This window comes from Pontitalea aquivivens (genome assembly GCF_046507575.1).
Classification (GTDB): domain Bacteria; phylum Pseudomonadota; class Alphaproteobacteria; order Rhodobacterales; family Rhodobacteraceae; genus Pontitalea; species Pontitalea aquivivens.
This window is the reverse complement of record NZ_JBKFEY010000007.1, coordinates 1-22,579: the sequence shown is the minus strand read 5'-3', so window position 1 is coordinate 22,579 and position 22,579 is coordinate 1. Positions and strand designations below refer to the sequence as shown.

Annotated in this window: 20 protein-coding genes; 4 read left to right on the top strand and 16 right to left on the bottom strand. The window is 67.6% G+C overall.

Annotated features, from left to right (window positions below; genetic code table 11):
* Window positions 1–48 precede the first annotated feature (48 nt).
* The 7 genes from ccmB to ACK8OU_RS10235 form a co-directional block, all read right to left on the bottom strand.
* Window positions 49–705 (bottom strand): heme exporter protein CcmB, encoded by a 657-nt coding sequence (gene ccmB / locus ACK8OU_RS10265; RefSeq protein ID WP_250045620.1) that lies wholly within the window; start codon window positions 703–705, stop codon window positions 49–51.
* 94 nt (window positions 706–799) lie between these two features.
* Window positions 800–1,432, bottom strand: a complete 633-nt coding sequence (ccmA, locus tag ACK8OU_RS10260; RefSeq protein ID WP_410303300.1) for a heme ABC exporter ATP-binding protein CcmA — start codon at window positions 1,430–1,432, stop codon at window positions 800–802.
* 38 nt (window positions 1,433–1,470) lie between these two features.
* Window positions 1,471–1,842, bottom strand: coding sequence for an Mth938-like domain-containing protein (locus ACK8OU_RS10255; protein WP_410303299.1), 372 nt, complete (start codon window positions 1,840–1,842; stop codon window positions 1,471–1,473).
* Complete coding sequence (gene secF / locus ACK8OU_RS10250) at window positions 1,829–2,812, bottom strand: protein translocase subunit SecF (RefSeq protein WP_410303297.1); 984 nt, start codon at window positions 2,810–2,812, stop codon at window positions 1,829–1,831. The genes ACK8OU_RS10255 and secF overlap by 14 nt, the downstream gene beginning before the upstream one ends.
* Before the next feature lie 12 nt (window positions 2,813–2,824).
* Window positions 2,825–4,489, bottom strand: a complete 1,665-nt coding sequence (secD, locus tag ACK8OU_RS10245; RefSeq protein ID WP_410303295.1) for a protein translocase subunit SecD — start codon at window positions 4,487–4,489, stop codon at window positions 2,825–2,827.
* A gap of 101 nt (window positions 4,490–4,590) precedes the next feature.
* On the bottom strand, window positions 4,591–4,926 hold the full coding sequence (gene yajC / locus ACK8OU_RS10240; protein WP_410303294.1) for a preprotein translocase subunit YajC: 336 nt from the start codon (window positions 4,924–4,926) through the stop codon (window positions 4,591–4,593).
* A 191-nt stretch (window positions 4,927–5,117) separates the two neighbouring features.
* On the bottom strand, window positions 5,118–6,281 hold the full coding sequence (locus tag ACK8OU_RS10235) for a M20 aminoacylase family protein (RefSeq protein WP_410303292.1): 1,164 nt from the start codon (window positions 6,279–6,281) through the stop codon (window positions 5,118–5,120).
* A gap of 61 nt (window positions 6,282–6,342) precedes the next feature.
* Between ACK8OU_RS10235 and mazG the strand changes: the two genes are divergently transcribed.
* Window positions 6,343–7,167 carry a nucleoside triphosphate pyrophosphohydrolase gene (mazG, locus tag ACK8OU_RS10230; RefSeq protein WP_410303290.1) on the top strand — a complete coding sequence of 275 codons (825 nt, stop codon included), beginning with the start codon at window positions 6,343–6,345 and terminating at the stop codon, window positions 7,165–7,167.
* 76 nt (window positions 7,168–7,243) lie between these two features.
* Here the strand turns inward: mazG and ACK8OU_RS10225 are convergent, their stop codons facing one another.
* The 8 genes from ACK8OU_RS10225 to ACK8OU_RS10190 all read right to left on the bottom strand — a co-directional run bounded on the left by ACK8OU_RS10225 (window position 7,244) and on the right by ACK8OU_RS10190 (window position 17,140).
* Window positions 7,244–8,059 carry a sulfite exporter TauE/SafE family protein gene (locus ACK8OU_RS10225; protein ID WP_410303289.1) on the bottom strand — a complete coding sequence of 272 codons (816 nt, stop codon included), beginning with the start codon at window positions 8,057–8,059 and terminating at the stop codon, window positions 7,244–7,246.
* 29 nt (window positions 8,060–8,088) lie between these two features.
* A complete protein-coding gene (gene dusA / locus ACK8OU_RS10220; RefSeq protein ID WP_410303288.1) occupies window positions 8,089–9,108 on the bottom strand; it encodes a tRNA dihydrouridine(20/20a) synthase DusA in 1,020 nt (339 codons plus the stop codon).
* A 180-nt stretch (window positions 9,109–9,288) separates the two neighbouring features.
* The gene (locus ACK8OU_RS10215) at window positions 9,289–10,353 is read right to left on the bottom strand and encodes a glycosyltransferase family 4 protein (RefSeq protein ID WP_410303287.1); all 1,065 of its coding nucleotides are present in this window, start codon (window positions 10,351–10,353) and stop codon (window positions 9,289–9,291) included.
* Between the two features lie 4 nt (window positions 10,354–10,357).
* Window positions 10,358–11,665: a 3-deoxy-D-manno-octulosonic acid transferase gene (locus ACK8OU_RS10210; RefSeq protein ID WP_410303286.1), complete on the bottom strand. Its 1,308-nt coding sequence runs from the start codon at window positions 11,663–11,665 to the stop codon at window positions 10,358–10,360.
* A gap of 143 nt (window positions 11,666–11,808) precedes the next feature.
* Window positions 11,809–12,900 carry a 4-oxalomesaconate tautomerase gene (locus ACK8OU_RS10205; RefSeq protein WP_410303285.1) on the bottom strand — a complete coding sequence of 364 codons (1,092 nt, stop codon included), beginning with the start codon at window positions 12,898–12,900 and terminating at the stop codon, window positions 11,809–11,811.
* Window positions 12,900–13,955, bottom strand: a complete 1,056-nt coding sequence (locus ACK8OU_RS10200) for an isocitrate/isopropylmalate dehydrogenase family protein (RefSeq protein ID WP_410303284.1) — start codon at window positions 13,953–13,955, stop codon at window positions 12,900–12,902. Before ACK8OU_RS10200 ends, ACK8OU_RS10205 begins: the two co-directional genes overlap by 1 nt.
* A gap of 4 nt (window positions 13,956–13,959) precedes the next feature.
* Entirely contained in the window at window positions 13,960–15,897 is a 1,938-nt protein-coding gene (locus ACK8OU_RS10195) for a tripartite tricarboxylate transporter permease (RefSeq protein ID WP_410303409.1), read from the bottom strand.
* A gap of 133 nt (window positions 15,898–16,030) precedes the next feature.
* A complete protein-coding gene (locus ACK8OU_RS10190) occupies window positions 16,031–17,140 on the bottom strand; it encodes a Bug family tripartite tricarboxylate transporter substrate binding protein (RefSeq protein WP_410303283.1) in 1,110 nt (369 codons plus the stop codon).
* Between the two features lie 166 nt (window positions 17,141–17,306).
* Between ACK8OU_RS10190 and ACK8OU_RS10185 the strand changes: the two genes are divergently transcribed.
* Both ACK8OU_RS10185 and ACK8OU_RS10180 read left to right on the top strand, forming a co-directional pair.
* Entirely contained in the window at window positions 17,307–17,978 is a 672-nt protein-coding gene (locus tag ACK8OU_RS10185) for a response regulator transcription factor (protein ID WP_410303282.1), read from the top strand.
* On the top strand, window positions 17,975–19,351 hold the full coding sequence (locus tag ACK8OU_RS10180; protein ID WP_410303281.1) for a sensor histidine kinase: 1,377 nt from the start codon (window positions 17,975–17,977) through the stop codon (window positions 19,349–19,351). The genes ACK8OU_RS10185 and ACK8OU_RS10180 overlap by 4 nt, the downstream gene beginning before the upstream one ends.
* A gap of 241 nt (window positions 19,352–19,592) precedes the next feature.
* Here the strand turns inward: ACK8OU_RS10180 and ACK8OU_RS10175 are convergent, their stop codons facing one another.
* Entirely contained in the window at window positions 19,593–21,857 is a 2,265-nt protein-coding gene (locus tag ACK8OU_RS10175) for an adenosylcobalamin-dependent ribonucleoside-diphosphate reductase (RefSeq protein ID WP_410303280.1), read from the bottom strand.
* A 128-nt stretch (window positions 21,858–21,985) separates the two neighbouring features.
* Here ACK8OU_RS10175 and ACK8OU_RS10170 point away from each other — a divergent pair, with 128 nt between their 5' ends.
* Window positions 21,986–22,408 carry a DUF1489 family protein gene (locus tag ACK8OU_RS10170; RefSeq protein WP_410303279.1) on the top strand — a complete coding sequence of 141 codons (423 nt, stop codon included), beginning with the start codon at window positions 21,986–21,988 and terminating at the stop codon, window positions 22,406–22,408.
* Window positions 22,409–22,579 lie beyond the last annotated feature (171 nt).

Sequence of the window (22,579 nt, the reverse complement as noted above, 5' to 3'; positions counted from 1 at the left end):
TCCTGTTACTCGGCGCTCAAGTCACTATCACGAGAGGGGCGCGCGTCTCTAGCGCAGATTGACGCGGATCGCCGCGGCCGACGCGAAAGGCACCAGCGCCACGGTGGCCGCGGTGATCCCCCCCAGCATCAGAAGGGGCGTTGCCGTTGCCATGTCACCGGCGCCACGCCGGACCAGTTCGGCCCCGAAGATCAGGGTCGGCACATACAGCGGCAGCACCAGCAACGACAGCAACAGCCCGCCCCGCTTCAAGCCCACCGTCAGCGCCGCGCCAAAGGTGCCCAGCACCGACAGCGCCGGCGTGCCAAGCGCCAGCGACAACACCAGCCACCAGACCGCCGCCCCGTCCAGATGCAACAGCACGCCAAAGACCGGCGCGGCCACCACCAGCGGCAGCCCCGTGGTGATCCAATGCGCCACCGCCTTCATCGTCACCACGCCTTCAAGCGGAATCGGTGCCGTCGCCAGCAGATCCAGCGAGCCATCCTCGAAATCCAGCGCAAAGATGCGGTCCAGCGACAAAAGACAGGCCAGCAGCGCGCCCAGCCACAAAATGCCGGGCGCGATGCGGCCCAGCATGCCACCCTCGGGGCCGACGCCAAAGGGCACCAGCGTGACCACGATCAGAAAGAAGGCCAGCCCCAGCCCGAAGCCGCCCCCCGCGCGTACCGCAAGCCGCAGATCCCGGAACAACAGCGCGATCATGCCCGCCCCCCGCCAAAGCCGCGGCTGCCCGCTTCTTCTTGGCCCAAATACTCCCCGCGGAGCGTCCCGCCCCCGCCACTCATCCCGCCGCCACTCATGCGAAGGCCTCGTCAAAGCCGCCGGTGATCCCGCCCTCTTCGGGGCTGCGCGCCTTGTAGGGGGCAAGGTCCAGAACCCCGGCCTCGGATATGCCCAGATCGATATGCGTGGCCATCAGCGCCGATCCGCCGCCCGCCAGATGCGCGCGCACCGCGTCCGCGAACAGCGCCACCGAATCGACATCCAGCGACACCGTCGGCTCATCCAGCACCCAGACAGGACGCCCCGTGACCAGCAGCCGCGCCAGGCCCAGACGGCGCTTCTGCCCGGCCGACAGGCTCATCGCCGCGCGATCGGCCAGGGCGCGCAGGTTCATCCGCACCAGCGCCGGGGCAATGTCACCCGTGCCATAGACCGCCGCCCAGAACCGCAGGTTTTCCGTCACGCTCAGCGTGGCCTTCAGCCCATCGGCATGGGCGGCATAGGCGATCGCCTCGGGCGGCACCGACACCTGCCCGGCCAGCGGCGGCTGCAGCCCCGCCAGCGTGCGCAACAACGTGGTCTTGCCGATCCCGTTGGGGCCGCGCAGCACCAGCGCGCGCCCCGGCTCCAGCCGGAAGCTCAGCCCCTCCAGAACAGGCAGGCCGCCACGGCTGACGGCAAGATCGGTAACGGTAAGCGCATTCATGCCTTTGCCTTATCGGATGCAGGCCGCGGCGGAAAGGGTCACGGCGCGGTTTCGCCCGGCATGGGATAAAGCGCCGCAGCCACGCGCCGGCCTTCGGACAACAGCACATTATAGGTGCGCGCCGCCGACGGCGTGGACATCGGTTCCGCCATCAGCCCGATGCCTTCCAGCGCCGCCACAAAATCGCGCGGCAGATGGGCGATCCCGGGGCCCGTGCCGACAAAGACCACGTCAACCAGACCCTGCAGCGCGCGCAAAGGTTCCAGATCGTCATAGCCCGCCCAGTCGCAGGCCGCTTCGGCCCGGATCAGCATGCCGCCGCGATGCACCTGCCCCGCGACCCGGAAGAACCCCGGCCCATAGCCGTCAATGGGCAGGGCCGCGCCGAAATTCGTCTCAATCAGCGGCATCGGTCTTTTCCGTGAAGAACCGCGCGTCGCCGTCGTCCTTCTTCTTCGGATCGCGGTTCAGCCCCAGGAACAGCACGATGTTCTTGGCCATGAAGACCGACGACCAGGTGCCGATGATCACGCCAAAAGTGATCGCAAAGACAAAGCCGCGGATCACGTCGCCGCCCAGGATCAGCAGCGCGATCAGCGCGATCAGCGTGGTGCCCGAGGTCATCACCGTGCGCGACAGCGTTTCATTGACCGACAGGTTCATCACATCACGCAGCGGCATCGTCTTGTATTTCATAAGATTTTCGCGCAGCCGGTCGAACACCACCACGGTGTCGTTGATCGAATAGCCCAAAATCGTCAGCAGCGCCGCGATGGTGGCCAGATCAAACCGGATCTGGAACAGCGCAAAGACCCCCATGGTCACGATGACATCATGCACCAGCGCCGCCACCGCGCCGATGCCGAACTGCCATTCGAAGCGCAGCCAGATGTAGAACAGGATCGCCGCCATCGCCCCCAGCACCGCCAGGATCGCGGTCTGCACCAGTTCCCCCGACACCTTCGGCCCCACCGATTCGACCGAGGCGAAGCGGATCGACGGGTCCGCCCCCTGCAGCGCCGCCTCGACCGCGGCGATCATCTGCGGCGTGACCGATTCCGCCCCCTCCTGCGCCTGGATGCGGATCATCGCCACATTCTGATCGGGGCCGAAGGTCGGGTCAAAGACCTCGGTGATGGATACATCGCCCAGGTCCAGCGGCGCGATCGCCTGACGATAGCCGCCCACATCCACCGCCGCCGTGCTTTCGGTGCGGATCGTGGTGCCGCCGCGGAAATCGATGCCGAAGTTCAGCCCCATCGCCAGCACCACGATCACCGAGGCGATCATCGCCACGACCGAGATGCCAAAGGTCAGCCACTGGGCGCGGAAGAAATCCCAACTGGTGGTCTCGGGGACAAGTTTCAGACGGAATGCCATGGTCGTTGCCCCCTATACCGTAATCGTCCTGGGCCGGCGCCAGTCGAACCAGACCACCAGCAACAGCCGCGTCACAAAGATCGCCGTGAACACGGACGTGACGATGCCGATGCCCAGCGTCACCGCAAAGCCCCGCACCGGACCGGATCCGACCATGAACAGGATCGCCGCGGTCATGAAGGTGGTGAAGTTGGCGTCAAAGATCGCCGACATGGCCTTTTCATAGCCAAGCTCGATGGCGCGGGCCGGGCCACGCGCGGTCTTCAGCTCTTCCCGGATACGCTCGAACACCAGCACATTGGCGTCAACCGCCATGCCGATGGTCAGCACGATCCCGGCGATGCCCGGCAGCGTCAGCGTGCCGCCGATCATCGACAGGATGCCGAAGATCAGCGCGATGTTCAGCCCCAGCGCCACCGACGCGATCGCCCCGAACAGGCCGTAGCTGGCGATGATGAAGACCACCACCGCGATCAGCCCGACCAGGGCCGCGATGCGCCCCGCATCGATGCTGTCCTGCCCCAGTTCGGGGCCGATGGTGCGTTCTTCCAGGAAGGTCATTTCCGCCGGCAGCGCGCCCGCGCGCAGCAACACGGCCAAGTTGGTCGCCTCTTCCACGGTGAAATTGCCGGTGATGATGCCCGACCCGCCGGGAATGTGCGAATTGATCCGCGGCGCCGAGATCACCTTGTCATCCAGCACGATGGCGAACAGCTGGCCGATGTTGTTGGCGGTATAGTCGCCAAAGGCCCGCGCCCCGGTGGGGTTGAAGCGGAAGGCCACGGCCGGAAAGCCGTTCTGGTCCACATCGGGGCGGGCATCGACCAGATCCTCGCCGGTGACGACGGGGCTGTCTTCCAGGATGTAGAAGGCGCCTTCGCGTTCGGCATCGGCCAGGATCACATTGCCCACGCCCGGATTGGCCGATCCGTCGCCGGTCGATCCGATGACCGGGTGGAAGGTCAGCTTGGCGGTGGTGCCGATCAGCGCCTTGAGTTCCTCGGCGGACCCGATGCCGGGCACCTGGATCAGGATACGGTCGCTGCCCTGGCGCTGGATCGTGGGTTCGCGGGTGCCCACCTCATCGACGCGGCGGCGGATGATCTCAAGGCTTTGCTGGATCGTGCGGTCATCGCTGGCGGTGCGCTCGGCCTCGGACAGGGTGACGACGATCTGGTCGCCTTCGGCGCGCAGCACGATATCGGTCTGGCCCACCCCGGTCAGGGTGACGACCGGGCTGGCAAGGCCGCGGGCGATTTCCAGCGCGCGTGCCATCTGCGACGGCTCGCCGATCTGGATGCGCAGCTCATCAGGGGCTGAAGGCGCGCGGCGCACCGCGCCGATCGTGGCGCGGTCATCGGCCAGCGCCCGGCGCATCTCGGGCCAGAGCCCGTCCATCCGGGCCTTGTAGACATCGGCCACCTGCACCTCGGCCAGAAGATGCGCGCCCCCGCGCAGATCCAGCCCCAGGTTCACCAGCCCCGAGGGCAGCCAGTCGGGCCAGGCCGCGCGCGCCGCTTCCTGTTCCGGCGTCAGAAAGCCTGCCCGTTCGGCCGCGGCGATGGCGTCGTTATGCCCCTCAACCCGCGAATAGAACAGATTCGGCGCGGCGGTGATCACGCCCAGAAGGCAGATCGCTATGATCAGCAGGCGCTTCCAAAGCGGAATTTGCAACATGGCGCGGTCGGGTCCCCCGGTCGGTTCTGGTCGGATGCGTTGCGACCGGCGCCCCGCCCGGCCCCATCAGGCCGGCCCGGGGGCCGATCGTCTGGGTCAGCTCAGCCGGCGTTGGCGGCAGGTTCGGTCTTGCTCAGAACCTGGACGATGGTCGATTTCACCACACGCACCTTGACGCCCTGGGCGATTTCCACCTCCAGCTCGCCATCTTCGCGCACATGGGTCACCTTGCCGATGATGCCGCCCTGCGTCACCACCTGATCGCCCCGGCGCAGCGCCTCGACCATGGCGCGGTGTTCCTTGACCTTCTTTTGCTGCGGACGGATCAGCAGGAAATACATGATCACGAAGATCAGGATCAGCGGGATGAACTGGCCGAAGGCAGCGGCGCCACCGGCGCCACCGGCGGCCTGGGCAAAAGCGGGGGATGCGAACATGGGTTTTCCTCTGTCGTTTTCTGTCGTCAGGAACGGTCTTGCGGGCCCTGTCTGCGGCCCGGGACCGGCCCGTCAATCCGGCGGCACCCTATCCGCCCCCCTGCCCCTTGGCAAGGCATCCGGGGGCAGCGCGCGGGGCCGCCTGTGGCAGATAGGAACCGCGCGGACCCGCCGCAAGACGCAGGCCCCGTTCACCCCACCGGCAGCGCCCGTTCCACCAGCCGGGCGAAGAATGAGGCGCCCAGCGGCGCGGCCTCGTCGTTGAAATCATAGGCCGGATGATGCAGCCCCGCGCCGGGCCCCGTGCCCAGGAACAGATAGGCACCGGGGCGGGCCTGCAGCATGTAGGAAAAATCCTCGGCGCCCATTTCGCGGCCCGCATTGTCCTGCACCGCATCGGACCCCGAGATTTCGCGCGCCACCGCTGCGGCAAAGGCCGCGCGGGCAGGGTCGTTCACGGTGGGCGGATAGCCGCGGTCATATTCGATGCGGGCGCTGACGCCATAGGCCGCGGCATGGCCCTGCACGATGTCATGGAACCGCTTTTCGGCCAGATCGCGCACCTCGGGGGTGAAGGACCGGATCGTGGCGCAGAACCAGCCCTCTTCGGGGATGATGTTCGAGGCGGTGCCCGTGTGGATCTGGGTGACGGAAATCACCAGTTCGTCCAGCGCGAACAGGTTGCGGCTGACAATGGTCTGCAGCGCGCCCACCATGCCGACGATCGCCACCACCGGGTCGATACAGTCATGCGGCGTCGCGCCATGCCCGCCCTTGCCGGTGACATAGACCCAGGCCGTATCGACCGCCGCCATCAGGGGCCCGGGCGTGGTATGGAAATGGCCCAGCGGCACGTTGGGCGCATTGTGGATGCCATAGACCTGGCCGATGGCGAAACGGTCCATGACACCTTCGCGCACCATCACCTCGCCGCCGCCGCCCTCTTCCTCGGCGGGTTGAAAAATCAGTGCAACCGTGCCCGCGAAGTTACGGGTTTCACACAGATATTTCGCCGCGCCCAGCAGCATCGACGTATGCCCGTCATGGCCGCAGGCATGCATCTTTCCAGGCCGGGTCGAGGCGTGATCGGCGCCCGTCAGTTCCTGGATCGGCAGCGCGTCCATGTCGGCGCGCAGGCCGATCACCGGCCCATCCGCCCGCCCCCGGATCAGCGCCACCACGCCCGAGGTCGCAATGCCCTGATGGATCTCGTCCACCCCGAAATCGCGCAGCCGCGCCGCGACGAAAGCCGCCGTTTCATGGCAATCGAATTCCAGTTCCGGGTGCTGGTGCAGATGGCGTCGCCAGGCGGTCATCTCGGGGGCGAGTGCGGCGATGCGGTTGATCACGGGCATTGTGGACTCTTGTCGTTGGGTCGGGCTAAGCCCAGATCATCCGAAAGCGGGGGCAAGGGCAATGGCGAAACCGATCGACCCGATCATCTTTGACGAAACCGGCGGGGCCGGATACCAGATCGCGCGACTGGGCCGCATCATGCAGGCGCTGCGCGACCCGCAGACCGGCTGCCCCTGGGATATCGAGCAGGATTTCGCCTCGATTGCGCCCTACACGATCGAAGAGGCGCATGAGGTGGCCGATGCCATCGCGCGCGAGGCCTGGGATGAGCTGGAGGGCGAGCTGGGCGATCTGCTGCTGCAGGTGATCTATCACGCCCAGATGGGCGCCGAGACGGGCCGGTTCGATCTGGCCGGGGTGGCGCGGGCGATCTGCGCCAAGATGGTGGCCCGCCATCCGCATGTCTTTGGCACCGACAACCGCGACAAAAGCGCGGCCCAGCAGACCGAGGATTGGGAAAGGATCAAGGCCGCCGAACGCGGGGCCGCGGGCGTGCTGGATGGCGTGGCGCTGGGGCTGCCGGCCCTGACCCGCGCGCTGAAGCTGCAAAAAAGGGCGGCACGGGTCGGGTTCGACTGGCCGTCCACCGATGAGGTTCTGGCCAAGATCGTCGAGGAAGCGGGCGAGTTGGTCGAGGCGCGCGACCGGCTGGGCCCGGATCAGGTGGCCGAGGAATTTGGCGACCTTCTGTTCGTCATGGTGAACCTGGGCCGGCACCTGGGCGTGGATGCCGAGGCCGCCCTGCGCGCGGCGAATGGAAAATTCACCCGTCGATTCAAGTATATCGAGGATGAACTTCGGGCGATTGGCAAGGCGCCCGCCGACAGCGACCTGGCGGAAATGGACGCGCTGTGGAACGCCGCCAAGGCGCGCGGCATCGGCTGAGGCCGGGGGCTGCGCGCCCCCGGACCCCCCGGAGTATTTTGGCCAAGAAGAAGGGGCGATGGCGCAGGGGCCGCGGTCAGAACAGCGCCTTGCGCAGCATGTTCAGCGCGACGATGGCCAGAAAGCCCGCGAAGATGCGTTTCAGCGGCTTGGGGTTCAGCCGATGCGCCAGCGCCGCCCCCCAGGGCGCGGTGATCGTGGTCATGGCGATCACGATCAGGAAGGCCGGGACATTGACCGCGCCCAGCGTATAGGGCGGGGCCTGGGGAACCGGGGTGATCAGGAAGGCGATCGCCGCGGGCAACGCGATGGTGATGCCAAAACCCGCCGCCGTCGCCACCGCGCGGTGGATGGCAATGCCATGCAGCGTCATCAGCGGCACGCCGAAAGACCCCCCGCCGATGCCCATCAGCACCGACAGAAAGCCGATGACCGGCGCGATGGCGGCGCGGGTCCCGCCCGTGGGCATCTGCGTTCCCAGCCGCCAGTCGGCCCGGCCAAAGGCCATGTAAAGCGCGATCAGGAACACCAGCACGCCAAAGATCGCCTGCAGCGTGGGCGTGCGCAGCTGCGCGACGATCATGACCCCCACCAGCGCGCCGATCGCGATGCCCGGCGCCCAGGCGCGCAGGATCGTCCAATCCACCGCGCCCTTGCGGTGATGGGCCAGAACCGAGCGCGCCGAGGTCACGATGATCGTGGCCAGCGAGGTCGCCAGGCACACCTGCATCAGCTGATCCGAGCCATGGCCCATGCCCTCGAACAGGTAAAAGAAGGCCGGCACCAGGACAATGCCGCCCCCCACCCCCAACAGGCCCGCCAGAACGCCGGCGAAGGCGCCCACCGCCATCAGCGTCAGGACAAGGGGGACAAGCGTGGCCAGATCGGGCATGGGATTCCTCCGGGGTCTTTGGCGCAGCTTTAGCCTGCCGGCAGGACCTGGGCCAGAGCCTTGTCGTAAACCGCAAGATCCGCGCCGTCGCGCGTGGCGCCCTCGGACAGGACACGGCGCCAGCCGCGCGCGCCCGGCATGCCGTGAAACAGCCCCAGCATGTGGCGGGTGATCTGATGCAGCCGCCCGCCCGCGACCAGATGCGCCGCGATATGGGGCCGCATCGCCTGTGCCACCGCGAAGGGATCGGCGGGGCTGTCGTCGCCAAACAGGCGCGCATCGGCCTGACCCAGGATATGGAACGGTTCATGATAGGCGGCGCGCCCGATCATCACCCCGTCCAGCCCCTGCGCCAGCAGCGCCTCGGCCGCATCCAGGCTGTCCACCCCGCCGTTGAGCGAGATGTGAAGCTGGGGGAATTCCGCCTTCATCCGCAGCACAAGGTCATGATCCAGCGGCGGGATTTCGCGGTTTTCCCTGGGCGACAGCCCCTGCAGCCAGGCCTTGCGGGCATGGATGATGAAGCGGCTGACGCCCGCGGCCGCGACGGTATCGAGAAAGCGCGGCAGCACCGTCGCCGGGTCATCGTCATCCACGCCGATGCGGCATTTCACGGTCACCTCGACGGGGCTGCTGGCGATCATGGCGGCGACGCATTCAGCCACCAGATCCGGCGTCTTCATCAGCACCGCGCCGAAACAGCCCGATTGCACCCGATCCGACGGGCAGCCGCAGTTGAGGTTGATCTCATCATAGTTCCAGTCGGCCGCGATCGCCGCGGCGGCCGCCAGTTCAGCCGGGTCCGAGCCACCCAGCTGCAGCGCCACGGGATGTTCGGCGGGGCTGTAATCCAGCAGCCGGGCGCGCTTGCCATGCATGATCGCAGGCGCCGTGACCATTTCGGTGTAAAGCAGCGCATGGCGGCTGATCTGGCGGTGAAACAGGCGGCAGTTGCGGTCGGTCCAGTCCATCATCGGCGCCACGGACAGCCGCGCCGCCTGCCGGATCGCGGCCTTTCGGGCCAATGCGTCTTTCACTGGTGTTGCCATCGTCCTTGCCCCCGGGACCGCCCTGCTGCCTGATGCGCCCCGCCTGATGTGCCCCTTTTCCGGCCCGGCCCCCGGGCGCGGGGGGCGCCGCCGCAGGTTCGGGCCGCTGGTCTGGCGGGCTTCTAGCCGCGCGCGGGCGCAAGGTCAAACCCCGGCAGGGGCGGGATCCGTATGTGGCGGTCAGGGTGCGGTCGCCGGACCGATCAGCCTGCGATAGATATCGACCAGCGCCTGCGCCTCTGCCCGGATGTCGAAATGCGTCAGCGTGTGCTGCCGGGCCGCGCGGGCAAGGGCGGATCGGCGCGCGGGATCCGCGACCAGCCCGGCCACGGCGGCGGTGATCGCCGGGGCCGAGCCGGGGGGCACGACATGGCCGGTTTCCCCTTCCTCGATCAGTTCGCGGAAGGCGCCGACATCGGTGGCCACCACCGGCACGCCGCAGGCCATTGCCTCCAGCGGGGTCAGGCCGAAGCCTTCCCAGCGTTGCGGGGCGACGTAGATGTCCAGCGCGCGGTACCAGTCGGGCATGTCCCAGACGGGCACCTCGCCGGGAAAGACGATCCGGTCCTGCAATCCCGCCGCGCGCACGCGCGCCCTGAGCCCCGCCAGAAAGGCCTGATCCTTTTCCGTGGCCCGGCCCAGCACGACCGCATGGACCGTATCAAAGCGCGCGCACAGATCGATCGCCGACTCGACGAACAGATCGGTGCCTTTCTGCGCCCGGATGCGGCCAAAGCAGCCCAGGATGATCCCGTCGCGCGGCAGGCCCAGCCGGTCGCGCAGGGCGGCGCGATCGGGGGCCGGGCTGAAGCTGTCGTTGTCGATGCCGTGATAGATCACCTGCGAGGGCCGTTCCAGATAGGCCGCGGTCTTTTCCGAGGTCGAGACCACGGCATCCATCCGCCCGATCAGCCAGCGCGTCAGCGCGGTGTGATGGCGCTGCGAGGCCGAGGTGAACAAAAGCCGCAGCCGCTTGCGCAGGACATGGCGCAGGACCAGCCCGGCGATCATCTCGACATTGCGCCGCGCATGCCAGACGCGCCAGCCCGACGGGCCGCGCCGCGGCATGGTCAGAAGCGACCGGACCGGGATCTGCGGCACCTCGGGCGGCAGGCTGGGGGCGACGGCGGCGATGCGGATCATGCCGGCCTGGATCGGCACCAGCCGCACCACGGTGGCGGTCACGCCCGACAGACGGCGCTTGAAATTCGGGACGATAACGTCAAGGTCGCGCGCAGGGTTCATCAGGTCACCTTTCGGTCTGGTCCGGGCCACCGGGGGGCAGATAGCGGTCGATCAGCGCCACGGCGGCATCCGTGGCGCCGGACTGGGCGCGCAGCACGGCGCGGGCGGCCCCGGTCAGGGCGGCATGGGCCGCGCCGTCCTGCAAGGCGCGCAGATGGCCCGCAATTTCTTCGGGCGTGGCGGCGGACCGGGCCGCCCCCGCCGCCGCCAGCTTGGCGTAGATCCCCGCGAAATTGAACACATGCGGCCCGTGGATGACCGCGCAATCCAGCAGGATCGGTTCATAGGGGTTGTGCCCGCCGACCCGCGCCAGCGACCCGCCCAGAAAACAGATATTGCACAGCCGATACCACAGCCCCATTTCACCGATCGTATCGGCGATGTAGATCGCGGTCCGCGCGTCCGGCAGCTGCCCCGCGGATCGCAGCGCGACCGCCCTGCCCGCTTCGGCCAGCCGCGCGGCCAGCGCGGGGCCCCGTTCGGGATGGCGCGGGGCGATGATCAGCACGGGCGCCCCGCGCCCGGTGCCAAAGGCCAGATCATGGGCGCGCAGCAGCGGCTCTTCCTCGCCCTCATGGGTGGATGCGGCCAGCCAGCAGCCCCGCCCCGCCAGCGCCGCGCGCATCCGGTCCAGATCGGCGGGATCGGCGGCGGGGGGCGGCAGTTCCTCTTTCAGCGAACCGCTGACCTGCATCCGCGCGGCCTCAACCCCCAGCGCGCGCATCAGCGCCTCGGTGCCCGCTTCCTGCACCAGAATGGCGCGGAAGGGCGCCAGCAGCGCGCGCGCCGTGCGCGGCCAGCGCCGCCAGCGCGCCGCCGTCCGGTCCGACACCCGCGCGTTCAGCAACAGCATCGGCACCCCGCGCCGGTCGGTTTCCCGCAACAGCCGCGGCCAAAGTTCGCTTTCGATCCAGATCGCCAGATCGGGGCGCCAGTGATCCAGAAACCGGCGCACCGCGGCGGGCGTGTCAAAGGGGGAAAACTGATGGATCGCGCGGTCCGGCAGCCGCGTGGCCAGCAACTGCGCCGAGGTCAGCGTGGTGCTGGTCACCAGCACGCGGGCGTTTGGACGGTCGGCCAGAAGCCGGTCGATCAGGCCCAGGATCGACAGCGTCTCGCCAACGCTGGCGGCGTGAAACCAGATCAGCGGCCCCGGCGCGCGCGGGATGGTGCTGATCCCCTGCCGTTCGGCGGCGCGACCGGGGCTTTCCTTGCCCTGACGCAGCCGGCGGCGCTGCGCCAGCCGATAAAGCGGGCCCGCAACGGCGCTGAAGCCGAGATAGGCCCACAGGGCGGGTGTCCTGGCGTTCATGCGCATCCCGTCGTTCCGGCTTTGGCGGCCTGCGCAATCTAGGCCCGAGCGGCGGGCGAGGCAACCTTTGCCCCGCCTTAAGAAGGCCGCGCCCCGGCGTCAACCCGCCGATCACGGTCCGGCCCTTCCCCGGCCCCGTCTCGTTAATGCCCGGCCCAGACCGCGCCGGGCACAAAGACCTCACCCCGCGCCAAAAGCCGCGCCGTGCGCAGCACCCCGGCCGAGCGTAGCTGAAAGCCATCCGGTCCGTTGTCGTAATCGACCGTCACATCCATCACGCCTGCGGGATGTTCCAGCAGCACCAGCGCGGGCGTGCCTTCGGGCGTGGTGAACAGCCCTTCGGCCACGGTGCCCGGCGTCAGCACACAGGACGCCAGGCACTGCGAGCCCGTCACCGCCAGCGTCGGGTGGCAGTTCCACGGCATGAAATAGCGCGTGGCAATGGTGCCCCCCGCCCGCGCCGGTGCCAGCAGGCCGAATTTCGGCGTGACCGATTTCGACACATCGCCCATCCCCATCAGCACACCTGCCTGCAGGCGGATCGTCTCCATCCGGGCAAAGAAATCGCGGTTGGCATCCAGCTCGGCCACGGTTTCATGCCCCGTCAGCCCGAAATCCGCCGCGCGGGCGATGACCATCGGCATGGCGACATCCATGCAGGTGACCTCGATCCCGTCGATCCGGTCGCGCAGGTTTCCGGTCGGCAACAGCTTGCCGGTGGCCGATCCGACCACATCCATGAAGTTCAGATAGATCGGCGCCGCCGTGCCCGGCACCCCGTCGATCGCGGCGGGGCCGTCATAGCGGATCTGCCCGCCGGGCGTCTGCACCACCGCCTCGACCAGCGCGCCGGTATTGACCGAATGAATGCGGATGCGCGTGGTGTCGCCCGTGGGCGCGACCAGCCCCATCTCGATCGCGGCGGGGCCCACGCCCGACAGGATATTGCCGCAGGTTGGCTTGAAATCGACCAGCCGATCCTCGACCGAGACCTGGGCGAAGAAATAATCGACATCCGCATCCGCCCGGCCGGATCGTGACAGCATGGCGACCTTGGTCGTCACCGCCGCGCCGCCGCCCAGCCCGTCGATATTCAGCGGATGGCCCGATCCGGTGACGGCGATCAGCACCTGCGCCAGCGTGTCCAGATCCTGCGGCAGGTCGGCGCGGTTGAAATACGGCCCGCGCGAGGTGCCCCCGCGCAGAAAATGAAAGGGAATGGCGGTCTGGGTCATCATGGGCCCTCTTTCAAACGGGTGGCAAGGTGGTCGGCAAAGGCGCGCGTTCCCAGCGCGCCGCCCAGATCGCGGGTGCGGGTTTCGGCCCGCGCCAGCGCCTGATCCAGCGCCGCGTCAATCGCATCGGCGGCGGCGGCCTGGTCCAGATGGCGCAACAGCATCGCCGCCGACCCGATCAGCGAGGTCGGATTGGCCAGATCGCGGCCCGCGATGTCGGGGGCCGACCCGTGCTGTGCCTGCGCCACCGCATAATCCGGGCCCAGGTTCAGCGAGGCGGCCAGCCCCAGCCCCCCCGACAGTTCAGAGGCCAGATCCGACAGGATGTCCCCGAACATGTTGGTGGTGACGATCACGTCAAAGCGCGCGGGGTCGCGCACCAGCAGCGCGGCGGCGGCATCGACCAGCACCTCTTCATAGGCGATCTGCGGATGGCGGGCAGCAACGGCGCGCACCTCATCCAGGAACAGCCCGTCCGAGATGCGCATCACATTGGCCTTGTGCACGGCGGCCACGCGCGGCCGCGCCCGGCCCGCCGCCAGCGCAAAGGCCGCCTCGGCAATCCGGCGCGAGGCCCGCGCCGTCACCTTGCGCAGCGCCAGCGCCACGCCCGGTTCGGGCATGAATTCGCCCCCGCCCTGATGCATGTTGCGATCGGCGTAGAACCCTTCAAGGTTTTCGCGCACCACGATCAGATCGACCTCGGGGCGGATCGGGCGCGGCACGCCGGGGCGCGACCGGGCCGGACGGATATTGGCGTAAAGTTCCAGGTCCCGGCGCAGCACCCCCGAAGGGTTGCGCCCGCCTTCCGCCACCGGCGGGTAGGCATTGTGCGACACCGGCCCCAGGATCACGCCATCGGCCGCACGGGCCGCCGCGATCACCGTCTCGGGGATGGTGGTGCCACTGGCCGCCAGCGCGGCAAAGCCGATCTCGGCCCGGTCCAGCCGCAGCGCCAGGCCAAAGCGGTCGGCCACGGCGCGCAGGACGGTTTCGGTGGCGGCGGTGATTTCGGGACCGATGCCATCGCCAGGCAGGACAAGAATCCGTATCATCGCATCACCGCAAAGGCCAGGGCAGGTCGACCAGATCCTGTAACAGACCCGCGGGGAAATTCAAGGCCAGCGCATTGGCCAGCACCAGAACGAACCCCGCCGCACAGGCCGTCAGCACCCCCGTGCGCAGCCAGCCCGCGCCCGCCCGCACCCGCAGGAAGACCGCGAAAAAACCGATCATTGCAAGGAAAAAGCCCGCCAGCGCCGTGCCCGCGACCAGCCCGCCGATCCAGGCCAGCCCGCCCCACAGGCTGCCGATGCCGGGCTGGCCGACATGATCGCCCGTCAGCTCGGCATCGTAATGCGAGACATGGCCGCGATGCCCGCGCCACAGTTCCGGCACCAGGATCGCCGCCATCACCAGCCCGATCACCGCCACCGCGCCGGGAAAGACCGCGCCCAGAAAGCTGTGACCCAGCGCATCGGACAGTGCAAAGACGAACGCCCCGGCAATGGCCAGCGCGAAGGCCAGCTGCGGCAGGCGCGCTTTCACGCCGCCATCGCCCTCGGGCAGGTCGGCATCGGCCGGGATGACATGGCCGGTGTCATCCACCCGCCGGCGCAGGCCGAACACCACCGAGGCCACCGTCAGCAGGCCGATGATGATGACGCCCGGGCGCGTGACAAAGCCCCAGTCATAAAATTGCAGCGCCTGGTAGAAGAAGGTCTCGGCCTGCGGGGCCAGCACATAACCGATCAGCAGCGCCGGGCGTGGCCAGCCAAAGCGTTTCATGAACACCCCCAGCACCCCCAACGACAATAGCGCCACCAGATCGGCCAGATCGCGCGTCGCCTGAAAAGCGGCAAAGGCGATCAGCGCGATCATGAACGGCGCCAGCAACTGGAACGGGATCTGCGTCAGCCGCGAAATCGGCAGCGCCAGCAGCAGGCAGATGCCCGCCCCCATGATATTGGCCACCGCCAGCGACCAGATCACCGAATAGGTGATGTTCAGATCGGCGCCCACCATCGCAGGCCCCGGTTCGATCCCCAACAGCACCATGCCGCCCAGGAACACCGCCATCGCCCCCGACCCGGGAATACCGAACAGCATGGTGGGCAAAAGTGCGCCGCCCTGCATCGCGTTATTGGCGCTTTCGGGCGCCACCACGCCGCGGATATCACCCTTGCCAAAGGTTTCGGGGTTCTTGCAGGTCTGCACCGCATGGCCATAGGCGATCCAGTCCACCACAGACCCGCCCAGGCCCGGAATCGCACCGATCATGCAGCCGATCCCCGAACAGCGCATCGACAGCCAGATATTGGCCCACCAGTCGCGGAAGCCCATCAGCCAGCCCGACCCCAGCGGCGGGCTGGACGAAATCGCCGCGTTGCGCCGCAGCAGATCGGAAATTTCCGGTATCGCGAACAGCCCCAGACCGATGATCACCAGCGGGATGCCGTCATACAGATAGTCAAAGCCCAGGATCATGCGGAATTCGCCCGTCGCAGGCGCCCCCCCGACCGAACCGATCAGCAGCCCCACCGCACAGGCCGCAAGCCCCTTGGGCAGGCTGCGCCCGGCCAGAACCGCCACCATCGACAGCCCGAACAGCGCCAGCATGAACAATTCGGCCGAACCGAACATCAGGATCAGCGGACGCGCCACCAGCACAAAGCCCGTCAGCACGATCGCGCCAAAGATGCCGCCGAACATCGAGGAAATGAACGCCGCCGACAGCGCCCGCGCCGCCTGCCCCTGCCGGGCCAGCGGAAAGCCGTCCTGCACCGTGGCCTGGCTGGCCGAAGACCCCGGAATCCCCATCAGAACGGATGAAAACGTGTCCGAGGTGGGGATCACCGCGACCAGACCGATCAACATCGCCAGCGCCGAAATCTCATCCATGCCATACAGGAACGGGATCAGCAGCGACAGGCCGGCAATGCCGCCCAGCCCCGGGATCACCCCGATGACCAGCCCGACGGAAACGCCAAGCAGCATGTAAAGCAGGTGATCAAAGCTTAAAAGCGCAGAGAGCGCCGCCAACAGGGTCTCGGCCACGGGGTCCTCCGGGGTTGGGTAGATGGAAATGCGAAGGGGCGGCCCGCAAGCCGCCCCCCCGAACCGGGTGCGATCAGTCCTCGCCCAGCTTCACGCCATATTCGGCGGCCAGCAGCTCAACCACACGCTGGCGGTTTTCGGCGGAAATGCTGGTGCCCTTTTCGAACAGCGCATCGGCCAGCGCGCCGGTGACCTGGCCATAAGTGCCCAGCACCGCTTCGGCATTGGCGACATAGTCGGGATCGGCCTTCATCGCCTCGAAGGCGGCCTGATAGGCGGCCACGATCTCATCCGGGGTGTCCTTGGGCAGGAACACCATCTTCTGCGCCGGGAAACCTGCGGTGAAGAAGGCGAAATAGGCGTCATAATCGGGGCCCTCGGGGGCCTTGCCGGTCATCATCTGATAGGCTTCGCCGAAATGCGGCAGATCGGGGAAGGTCGGGTCGCGGACCAGATCGCCCGCCTCGTTCAGCGTCCCCCAGGAGAACAGCGGAACCGCCTGGCCGGCCTCGACCAGCGGCACGACGTTCTTCAGATATGCCGAAGAGGTCTGATAATCGATGTTGGTCTCGCCGCGTTCAAAGGCAAGGCGGCCATCGCCCCGGCCCTTGAAGCCAAAGACGTGCTGCACATCCAGCCCCAGCAGGCGCAGGCCCAGCAGCGGCACCAGATCCAGCGAGGTCGCGCCCTGGCTGGCATAGACCAGCTTCTGACCGGCCAGCCTGGCGATGTCCCCGGGCTGTTCCAGGCCCAGTTTCGGCGTGGTATAGACGACGCCGCCGGTGGGGCCGGCCATCGCGATCTTCCAGTCCTTGTATTCATAGCGCACGCGCGGATCGCCCAGCAGATAGGGGAACTGCGTCGACCCCGAGGTGCCCAGAATCGTCAGCCCATCGGGCTTGGCGCGCGCGGCGAACAGATTGGTGCCCTTGGTCGAGCCGCCACCCGGTTCGTTCACCACCACGACAACCGGCGCGCCGGGCAGGTATTTCTGCAGCAGGGGCGCATTGAACCGCGCCCAGGTGTCCGAGCCGCCGCCCGCCGAGAAGGGGATGATCCATTCGATCGTCTTGCCCTCAAAGCTCACCTCGGCCTGCGCCGGGGCGGTCATGCCAAGGGCAGCCGCCGCCCCAAGCGCCAGAGAAAGCGCGCCGCGGCGCGTCAGTGTGAAGATATTGGTCATATGTCCTCCCAGACCGTTAAACCAGGGGGCGCCCTGCCGGACCGGCCCTGCCGGACACCGCAGCCACGCCCCCCCAATTCGACCGCACTTGAATTTTCTTCGATCGCGCGGCTTGATGGCCGTGATTAATTCACATTCCTGTCAGAAAGCTGTCGGAGTCCGAAAGATGCGTGTGGCCCTGATCGAGGATCACGAAAGCCTCGCCCGGGGCATAGAAAATACCTTGCGCGATCAAGGCTATGCCGTGGATTGGCTGGCCGATGGGCTGGCCGGCGCACAGTTCCTGAAATCGGCCGGGGCGGATGTGGCGATCATCGATATCAACCTGCCGGGGATGAACGGCCTGGATCTGGTGCGCGAAATCCGCGCGCGCGGCGACAGTCTGCCGATCCTGATTCTGACCGCGCAGGGCAAGACATCGGATCGCGTGAAGGGGCTGGATGCGGGGGCCGACGACTATCTGGTCAAGCCCTTCGAAACGGCCGAACTGCTGGCCCGCATCCGCGCCCTGTCGCGCCGCAGGCCGGGCCTGTCGCAGCCCGCCGAGACAGTGGGCCGGCTGGTCTATGACCGCGCGGCCCGCACCCTGACCGGCCCCGACGGGCCCATCGACCTGCCCCGGCGCGAACGGGCGCTGTTCGAATGCCTGCTGGAGGCCAAGGGCCGGATCATCGACAAGGACCGCCTGGCCGACAGCCTGTATGGCACCGGCGCCGAGGTCGATACCAACGCGGTCGAACTGTTGATTTCGCGCCTGCGCCGCAAGCTGGACGGCAGCGGCGCCGCCATCCGCACCGCGCGGGGGCTGGGCTACATGCTGCATGATGACAGCGCATGAACCGGCTGTCGCTGCGCACGCGGCTGTTCGCGCTGATCGTGGTGCCGCTGGTCCTGGTGGCGGGTCTGACCGTCGTGGGCCGCCAGATCAGCGCCGAACACCTGTCACAACGGCTGTATGACAACACGCTTCTGGCGGTCGCGCTGACGATTTCGCGCGATGTCGTCCTGAGCGAGGGCGACATCCTGACCGAGGATCTGCTGGAGGCGCTGACCAATTCGCTGGGCGATGCGGTCTATTACCGCATTACCGGCCCGGATGGCGCCTTTGTCACCGGCTATTCCAGCGCGCCGCGCGCCACCCGGCACATCGAGGTGCCCGGCGGCATCCCGCGGTTCTACAACGGCACCTACCAGGGCATGCCCGTGCGTGTGGTGGCGCTGCGGGAATTCTTCAGCGAACCGGGACTGGACGGCTGGGTCACGGTCGAGGTCTGGCAGACCACGCTGCAGCGCCGCGCGCTCAGCCGCGATCTGCTGCAACAATCGATCCTGCGCATGGGCGCGGTGGTCATGACCGCGGCGGTTCTGGTCTGGTTCAGCATCAACCTGGGGCTGCGGCCGCTGTCATCGCTATGCGAGGCGGTGCAACAGCGCACCCCCGATGAGCTGCGCCCGATCCGGCGCTGGGTGCCGCCGGAACTGCAAAGCCTGTCGGGCGCGATCAACGGGCTGATCGGGCGGCTGTCGGCGGCGCTGCAGGTGCGCGATGCCTTCATCTCGGATGCCGCCCATCAGCTGCGCAACCCGGTCGCCGCGATCCAGTCGCAGGCCGAAGCCGCGATGACCGCCCCCGATGAGACCGAATTGCGCGCCCGGGTCGCGGCGCTGGCGGCGACCGCGCGCGCGACGGGGCGGCTGACCAATCAGCTTTTGTCGATGGAAAAGGTGCGCGGGCGCGCGATCAGGCAGTTGCAGGCCCAGACCGATCTTGTGGCGCTGGTGACCGGCCGGGTCCGCACCTTCGCCGAGGCGCAGATGCCGCGTGGCGTCGCGGTCGGGCTGGACATCGCCGGCCAGCCACGCCCCGTGCAGGCCGACCCGGTGATGATCGAGGAGATGCTGCAGAACCTTCTGGACAATGCCGCGACCTATGGCACGCGCCCGGACGCATCCCCCGGGCCCGAGATTTCCGTGACGCTGGATTTCACCCCCGATCAGGTCCGCCTGGTCGTGCGCGACACCGGCCCCGGCATTCCGGCGGCATTGCGCGAACGGGCCTTTGACCGCTTCTTCCGCGTCGACGACCGCGCCCCCGCCGGCAGCGGTCTGGGCCTTGCCATCGTGCGCGGCGTGGCCGAGGCACATGGCGGCAGCGCGCGCATCCTGGACACACAGACTGGACTGGCGCTGGAAGTCGTCATGGCGATCTGAGCCGGGGCGATCTGAGCCGGGGGCAGGCCTCTGCGTCCCTTGATGCCAGCAGCCACACCCCGGGGCAACCGGCCGCCACAAAGCGGTTCAAACAAGGTTTCCGAAATTCCACCCGACACATTGACCACACAGAAAACCACCGGAGCCATCAGCCCCGGTGGTCACCTCATGCGATCAGAATGGACACCCCCGGGAACAGGGCCATTTCATGCGGTGACGCACAGGCCCCTTCCCCGGCTCCTCAGCCGCACTTGCTGTGTCCGCATTCGGCGCAGGTCATGCAGCCCTCGATCATCCGCATCGCATAGGCGCCGCAGCTGGGGCAGGCCGGCGCGCGCGGCGTGTCGCCCACCGCCATGCGTTCGGCATGCGGGTCGGCCTTCAGGCCCATGCCCTCGCCCTCGATGAACCCGATCGAGATCAGGTGACGTTCGATCACGCCACCGATCGCCGCCAGGATCGAGGGGATATAGCGCCCCTCCATCCAGGCGCCGCCGCGCGGGTCGAACACGGCCTTCAGTTCCTCGACCACGAAGGACACATCGCCCCCGCGCCGGAACACCGCCGAGATCATCCGCGTCAGCGCCACCGTCCAGGCGAAATGTTCCATGTTCTTGGAATTGATGAACACCTCGAACGGGCGGCGGTGGCCGGCCTGGATGATGTCGTTGACGGTGATGTAGATCGCATGTTCCGACCCCGGCCATTTCAGCTTGTAGGTCGACCCTTCCAGCGCCGCGGGGCGGTCCAGCGGCTCGGTCAGATAGACCACCTCGGCGCCCTTGTCGGCCTCGGGCGCCTTTTCCCCGGTCTCGGATACCGACAGGACGGACCCGGTCACGTCATTCGGACGATAGGTGGTGCAACCCTTGCAGCCCTGATCCCAGGCGGCCATGTAGACATCCTTGAAATCGTCGAAGGAAATGTCCTCGGGGCAGTTGATCGTCTTGGATATGCTGGAATCGATCCATTTCTGCGCCGCCGCCTGCATCCGCACATGATCCAGCGGCGCCAGCGTCTGGGCGTTGACGAAATAGTCGGGCAGCGGCGCATCGCCCTTCAGGTCGCGCCACATCTGCACGGCGTAATCGACCACCTCTTCCTCGGTGCGCGATCCGTCCTTTTGCAACACCTTGCGCTTGTAGGCATAGGCGAAGACCGGCTCGATCCCTGACGACACATTGCCCGCATAAAGGCTGATCGTGCCCGTGGGCGCGATCGAGGTCAGCAGCGCGTTGCGGATGCCGTGGGTGCGGATCGCGTCGCGCACGTCCTCATCCATCTGCATCATGTTGCCCGAGGCCAGATAGCGGTCTGCATCGAACAGCGGGAAGGCGCCCTTTTCGCGCGCCAGATCGACCGAGGCAAGGTAAGACGCCCGCGCGATCTGCTTCATCCAGATTTCGGTCCGGGCCGCGGCATCAGGGCTGCCATAGCGCAGACCCAGCATCAAAAGCGCATCCGCCAGCCCCGTGACGCCCAGCCCGATGCGGCGCTTGTTGCGCGCCTCTTCGGCCTGCTGGGGCAGCGGGAAGCGGCTGGCATCGACCACATTGTCCATCATCCGCACCGCAAGGCGGACCAGATCGTCCAGCGCGGCAGGGTTCAGTTCGGCCTTGTCCGTGAACGGATCCGTCACCAGACGCGCCAGGTTGACCGACCCCAGCAGACAGGCGCCATAGGGCGGCAGCGGCTGTTCGCCGCAGGGGTTGGTGGCCGCGATCGTCTCGCAATAGTTCAGATTGTTCATCTGGTTGATGCGATCGATGAAGATCACGCCCGGTTCGGCGAAATCATAGGTCGCGCGCATGATCCTGTTCCACAGATCGCGCGCCTGCACGGTGTGATAGATCTTGCCGCCAAAGGCCAGATCCCACGGCCCGTCGGCCTTCACCGCCTCCATGAAGGCATCTGTCACCAGCACCGACAGGTTGAACATCCGCAACCGGGCGGCATCCTGCTTGGCGGTGATGAACTGCTCGATATCGGGGTGGTCGCAACGCATCGTCGCCATCATCGCGCCACGCCGCGAGCCCGCCGACATGATCGTGCGGCACATCGCATCCCAGACATCCATGAACGACAGCGGCCCCGAGGCATCCGCCGCCACGCCCTTCACCTCGGCGCCGCGCGGGCGGATCGTCGAGAAGTCATAGCCGATCCCACCGCCCTGCTGCATCGTCAGCGCGGCTTCCTTCAGCATGTCGAAGATGCCGGCCATCGAATCAGGAATCGTGCCCATGACGAAGCAATTGAACAGCGTGACCGACCGCCCCGTGCCGGCCCCCGCGGTGATCCGGCCCGCGGGCAGATATCTGAAATCCTCCAGCGCGGTGTAAAAGCGGTCTTCCCATTGCGCGGGATCGGCCTCAACGGCGGCCAGCGCGCGCGCGATACGCCGCCAGGTATCCTCCACGCTCGCGTCGATCGGGCTGCCGTCAGCCTCTTTCAGGCGATATTTCATATCCCAGATCTGTTCGGCGATCGGGGCGGCAAAGCGGGTCATGCGGGCTCCTTGCGGTCTTGCGCTGCTTCGGGAAGAAGCGACAAGATACGCCCCACGCCGGGGCTGGTCAACGATTGCCCCGACGCCAGACCGCATTATATAGCGGGTGAAGTCTGAGGAAGAACGAGATGGCCGGTCCATTGCACATGATCAAGCTTTGCGTCGGCGCCGAACGGGTCGAGGATCTGACCGATTGGCAGACCGCGCATTTCGGCGGCGGCGTGGCCGAACACGTCACCCGGATGTGGCCGAAACGGGCCGAGGAAATCCTGGCCGGAGGCTCGCTCTACTGGGTATTCAAGGGCGTGGTGCTGGCCCGCCAGCGTATCGTGGGCCTGCGCGAACGCACCGGCGCCGATGGCGTGATCCGCTGCGGCATCCAGCTGAACCCCGAGGTGATCCGCACCGAGGCCCAGCCCCGCCGCCCCTTCCAGGGCTGGCGCTACCTGAATGCCGCCGACGCCCCGCGCGACCTGCCCCGGGGCCGCGACCGCGAAGAACCCCTGCCCCGCGCCCTGATGACCGCCCTGTCCGAAATCGGCCTGCGCTGATCGCCCCCCGCACCACGCCCGGGAACGCCCGGCAGGATCGCGTAACGGAATTTCGCGACCGCTTTCCCCTTCGGCTTTGTCCAAATATCCCGGGGGGTCTGGGGGGCTGGCCCCCCAGTCTTGCCACAGGCCCAGCCGGGGGGGGGGGGGGGGGGGGGGGGGGGGGGGGGG

Bases quoted from the DNA above. Each gene is read 5' to 3' on its own strand.
- ACK8OU_RS10175 (WP_410303280.1), bottom strand. From the start codon at position 21,857: ATGACCCGCTTTGCCGCCCCGATCGCCGAACAGATCTGGGATATGAAA.
- dusA (WP_410303288.1), bottom strand. From the start codon at position 9,108: ATGGCAACACCAGTGAAAGACGCATTGGCCCGAAAGGCCGCGATCCGG.
- ACK8OU_RS10170 (WP_410303279.1), top strand. From the start codon at position 21,986: ATGGCCGGTCCATTGCACATGATCAAGCTTTGCGTCGGCGCCGAACGG.
- secD (WP_410303295.1), bottom strand. From the start codon at position 4,489: ATGTTGCAAATTCCGCTTTGGAAGCGCCTGCTGATCATAGCGATCTGC.
- ACK8OU_RS10215 (WP_410303287.1), bottom strand. From the start codon at position 10,353: ATGAACCCTGCGCGCGACCTTGACGTTATCGTCCCGAATTTCAAGCGC.
- ACK8OU_RS10255 (WP_410303299.1), bottom strand. From the start codon at position 1,842: ATGCCGCTGATTGAGACGAATTTCGGCGCGGCCCTGCCCATTGACGGC.
- ACK8OU_RS10195 (WP_410303409.1), bottom strand. From the start codon at position 15,897: ATGCTGCTTGGCGTTTCCGTCGGGCTGGTCATCGGGGTGATCCCGGGG.
- ACK8OU_RS10180 (WP_410303281.1), top strand. From the start codon at position 17,975: ATGAACCGGCTGTCGCTGCGCACGCGGCTGTTCGCGCTGATCGTGGTG.
- ACK8OU_RS10235 (WP_410303292.1), bottom strand. From the start codon at position 6,281: ATGCCCGTGATCAACCGCATCGCCGCACTCGCCCCCGAGATGACCGCC.
- ACK8OU_RS10225 (WP_410303289.1), bottom strand. From the start codon at position 8,059: ATGCCCGATCTGGCCACGCTTGTCCCCCTTGTCCTGACGCTGATGGCG.
- ACK8OU_RS10205 (WP_410303285.1), bottom strand. From the start codon at position 12,900: ATGACCCAGACCGCCATTCCCTTTCATTTTCTGCGCGGGGGCACCTCG.
- yajC (WP_410303294.1), bottom strand. From the start codon at position 4,926: ATGTTCGCATCCCCCGCTTTTGCCCAGGCCGCCGGTGGCGCCGGTGGC.
- ccmA (WP_410303300.1), bottom strand. From the start codon at position 1,432: ATGAATGCGCTTACCGTTACCGATCTTGCCGTCAGCCGTGGCGGCCTG.
- secF (WP_410303297.1), bottom strand. From the start codon at position 2,812: ATGGCATTCCGTCTGAAACTTGTCCCCGAGACCACCAGTTGGGATTTC.
- ACK8OU_RS10190 (WP_410303283.1), bottom strand. From the start codon at position 17,140: ATGACCAATATCTTCACACTGACGCGCCGCGGCGCGCTTTCTCTGGCG.
- ACK8OU_RS10200 (WP_410303284.1), bottom strand. From the start codon at position 13,955: ATGATACGGATTCTTGTCCTGCCTGGCGATGGCATCGGTCCCGAAATC.
- mazG (WP_410303290.1), top strand. From the start codon at position 6,343: ATGGCGAAACCGATCGACCCGATCATCTTTGACGAAACCGGCGGGGCC.
- ACK8OU_RS10185 (WP_410303282.1), top strand. From the start codon at position 17,307: ATGCGTGTGGCCCTGATCGAGGATCACGAAAGCCTCGCCCGGGGCATA.
- ACK8OU_RS10210 (WP_410303286.1), bottom strand. From the start codon at position 11,665: ATGAACGCCAGGACACCCGCCCTGTGGGCCTATCTCGGCTTCAGCGCC.
- ccmB (WP_250045620.1), bottom strand. From the start codon at position 705: ATGATCGCGCTGTTGTTCCGGGATCTGCGGCTTGCGGTACGCGCGGGG.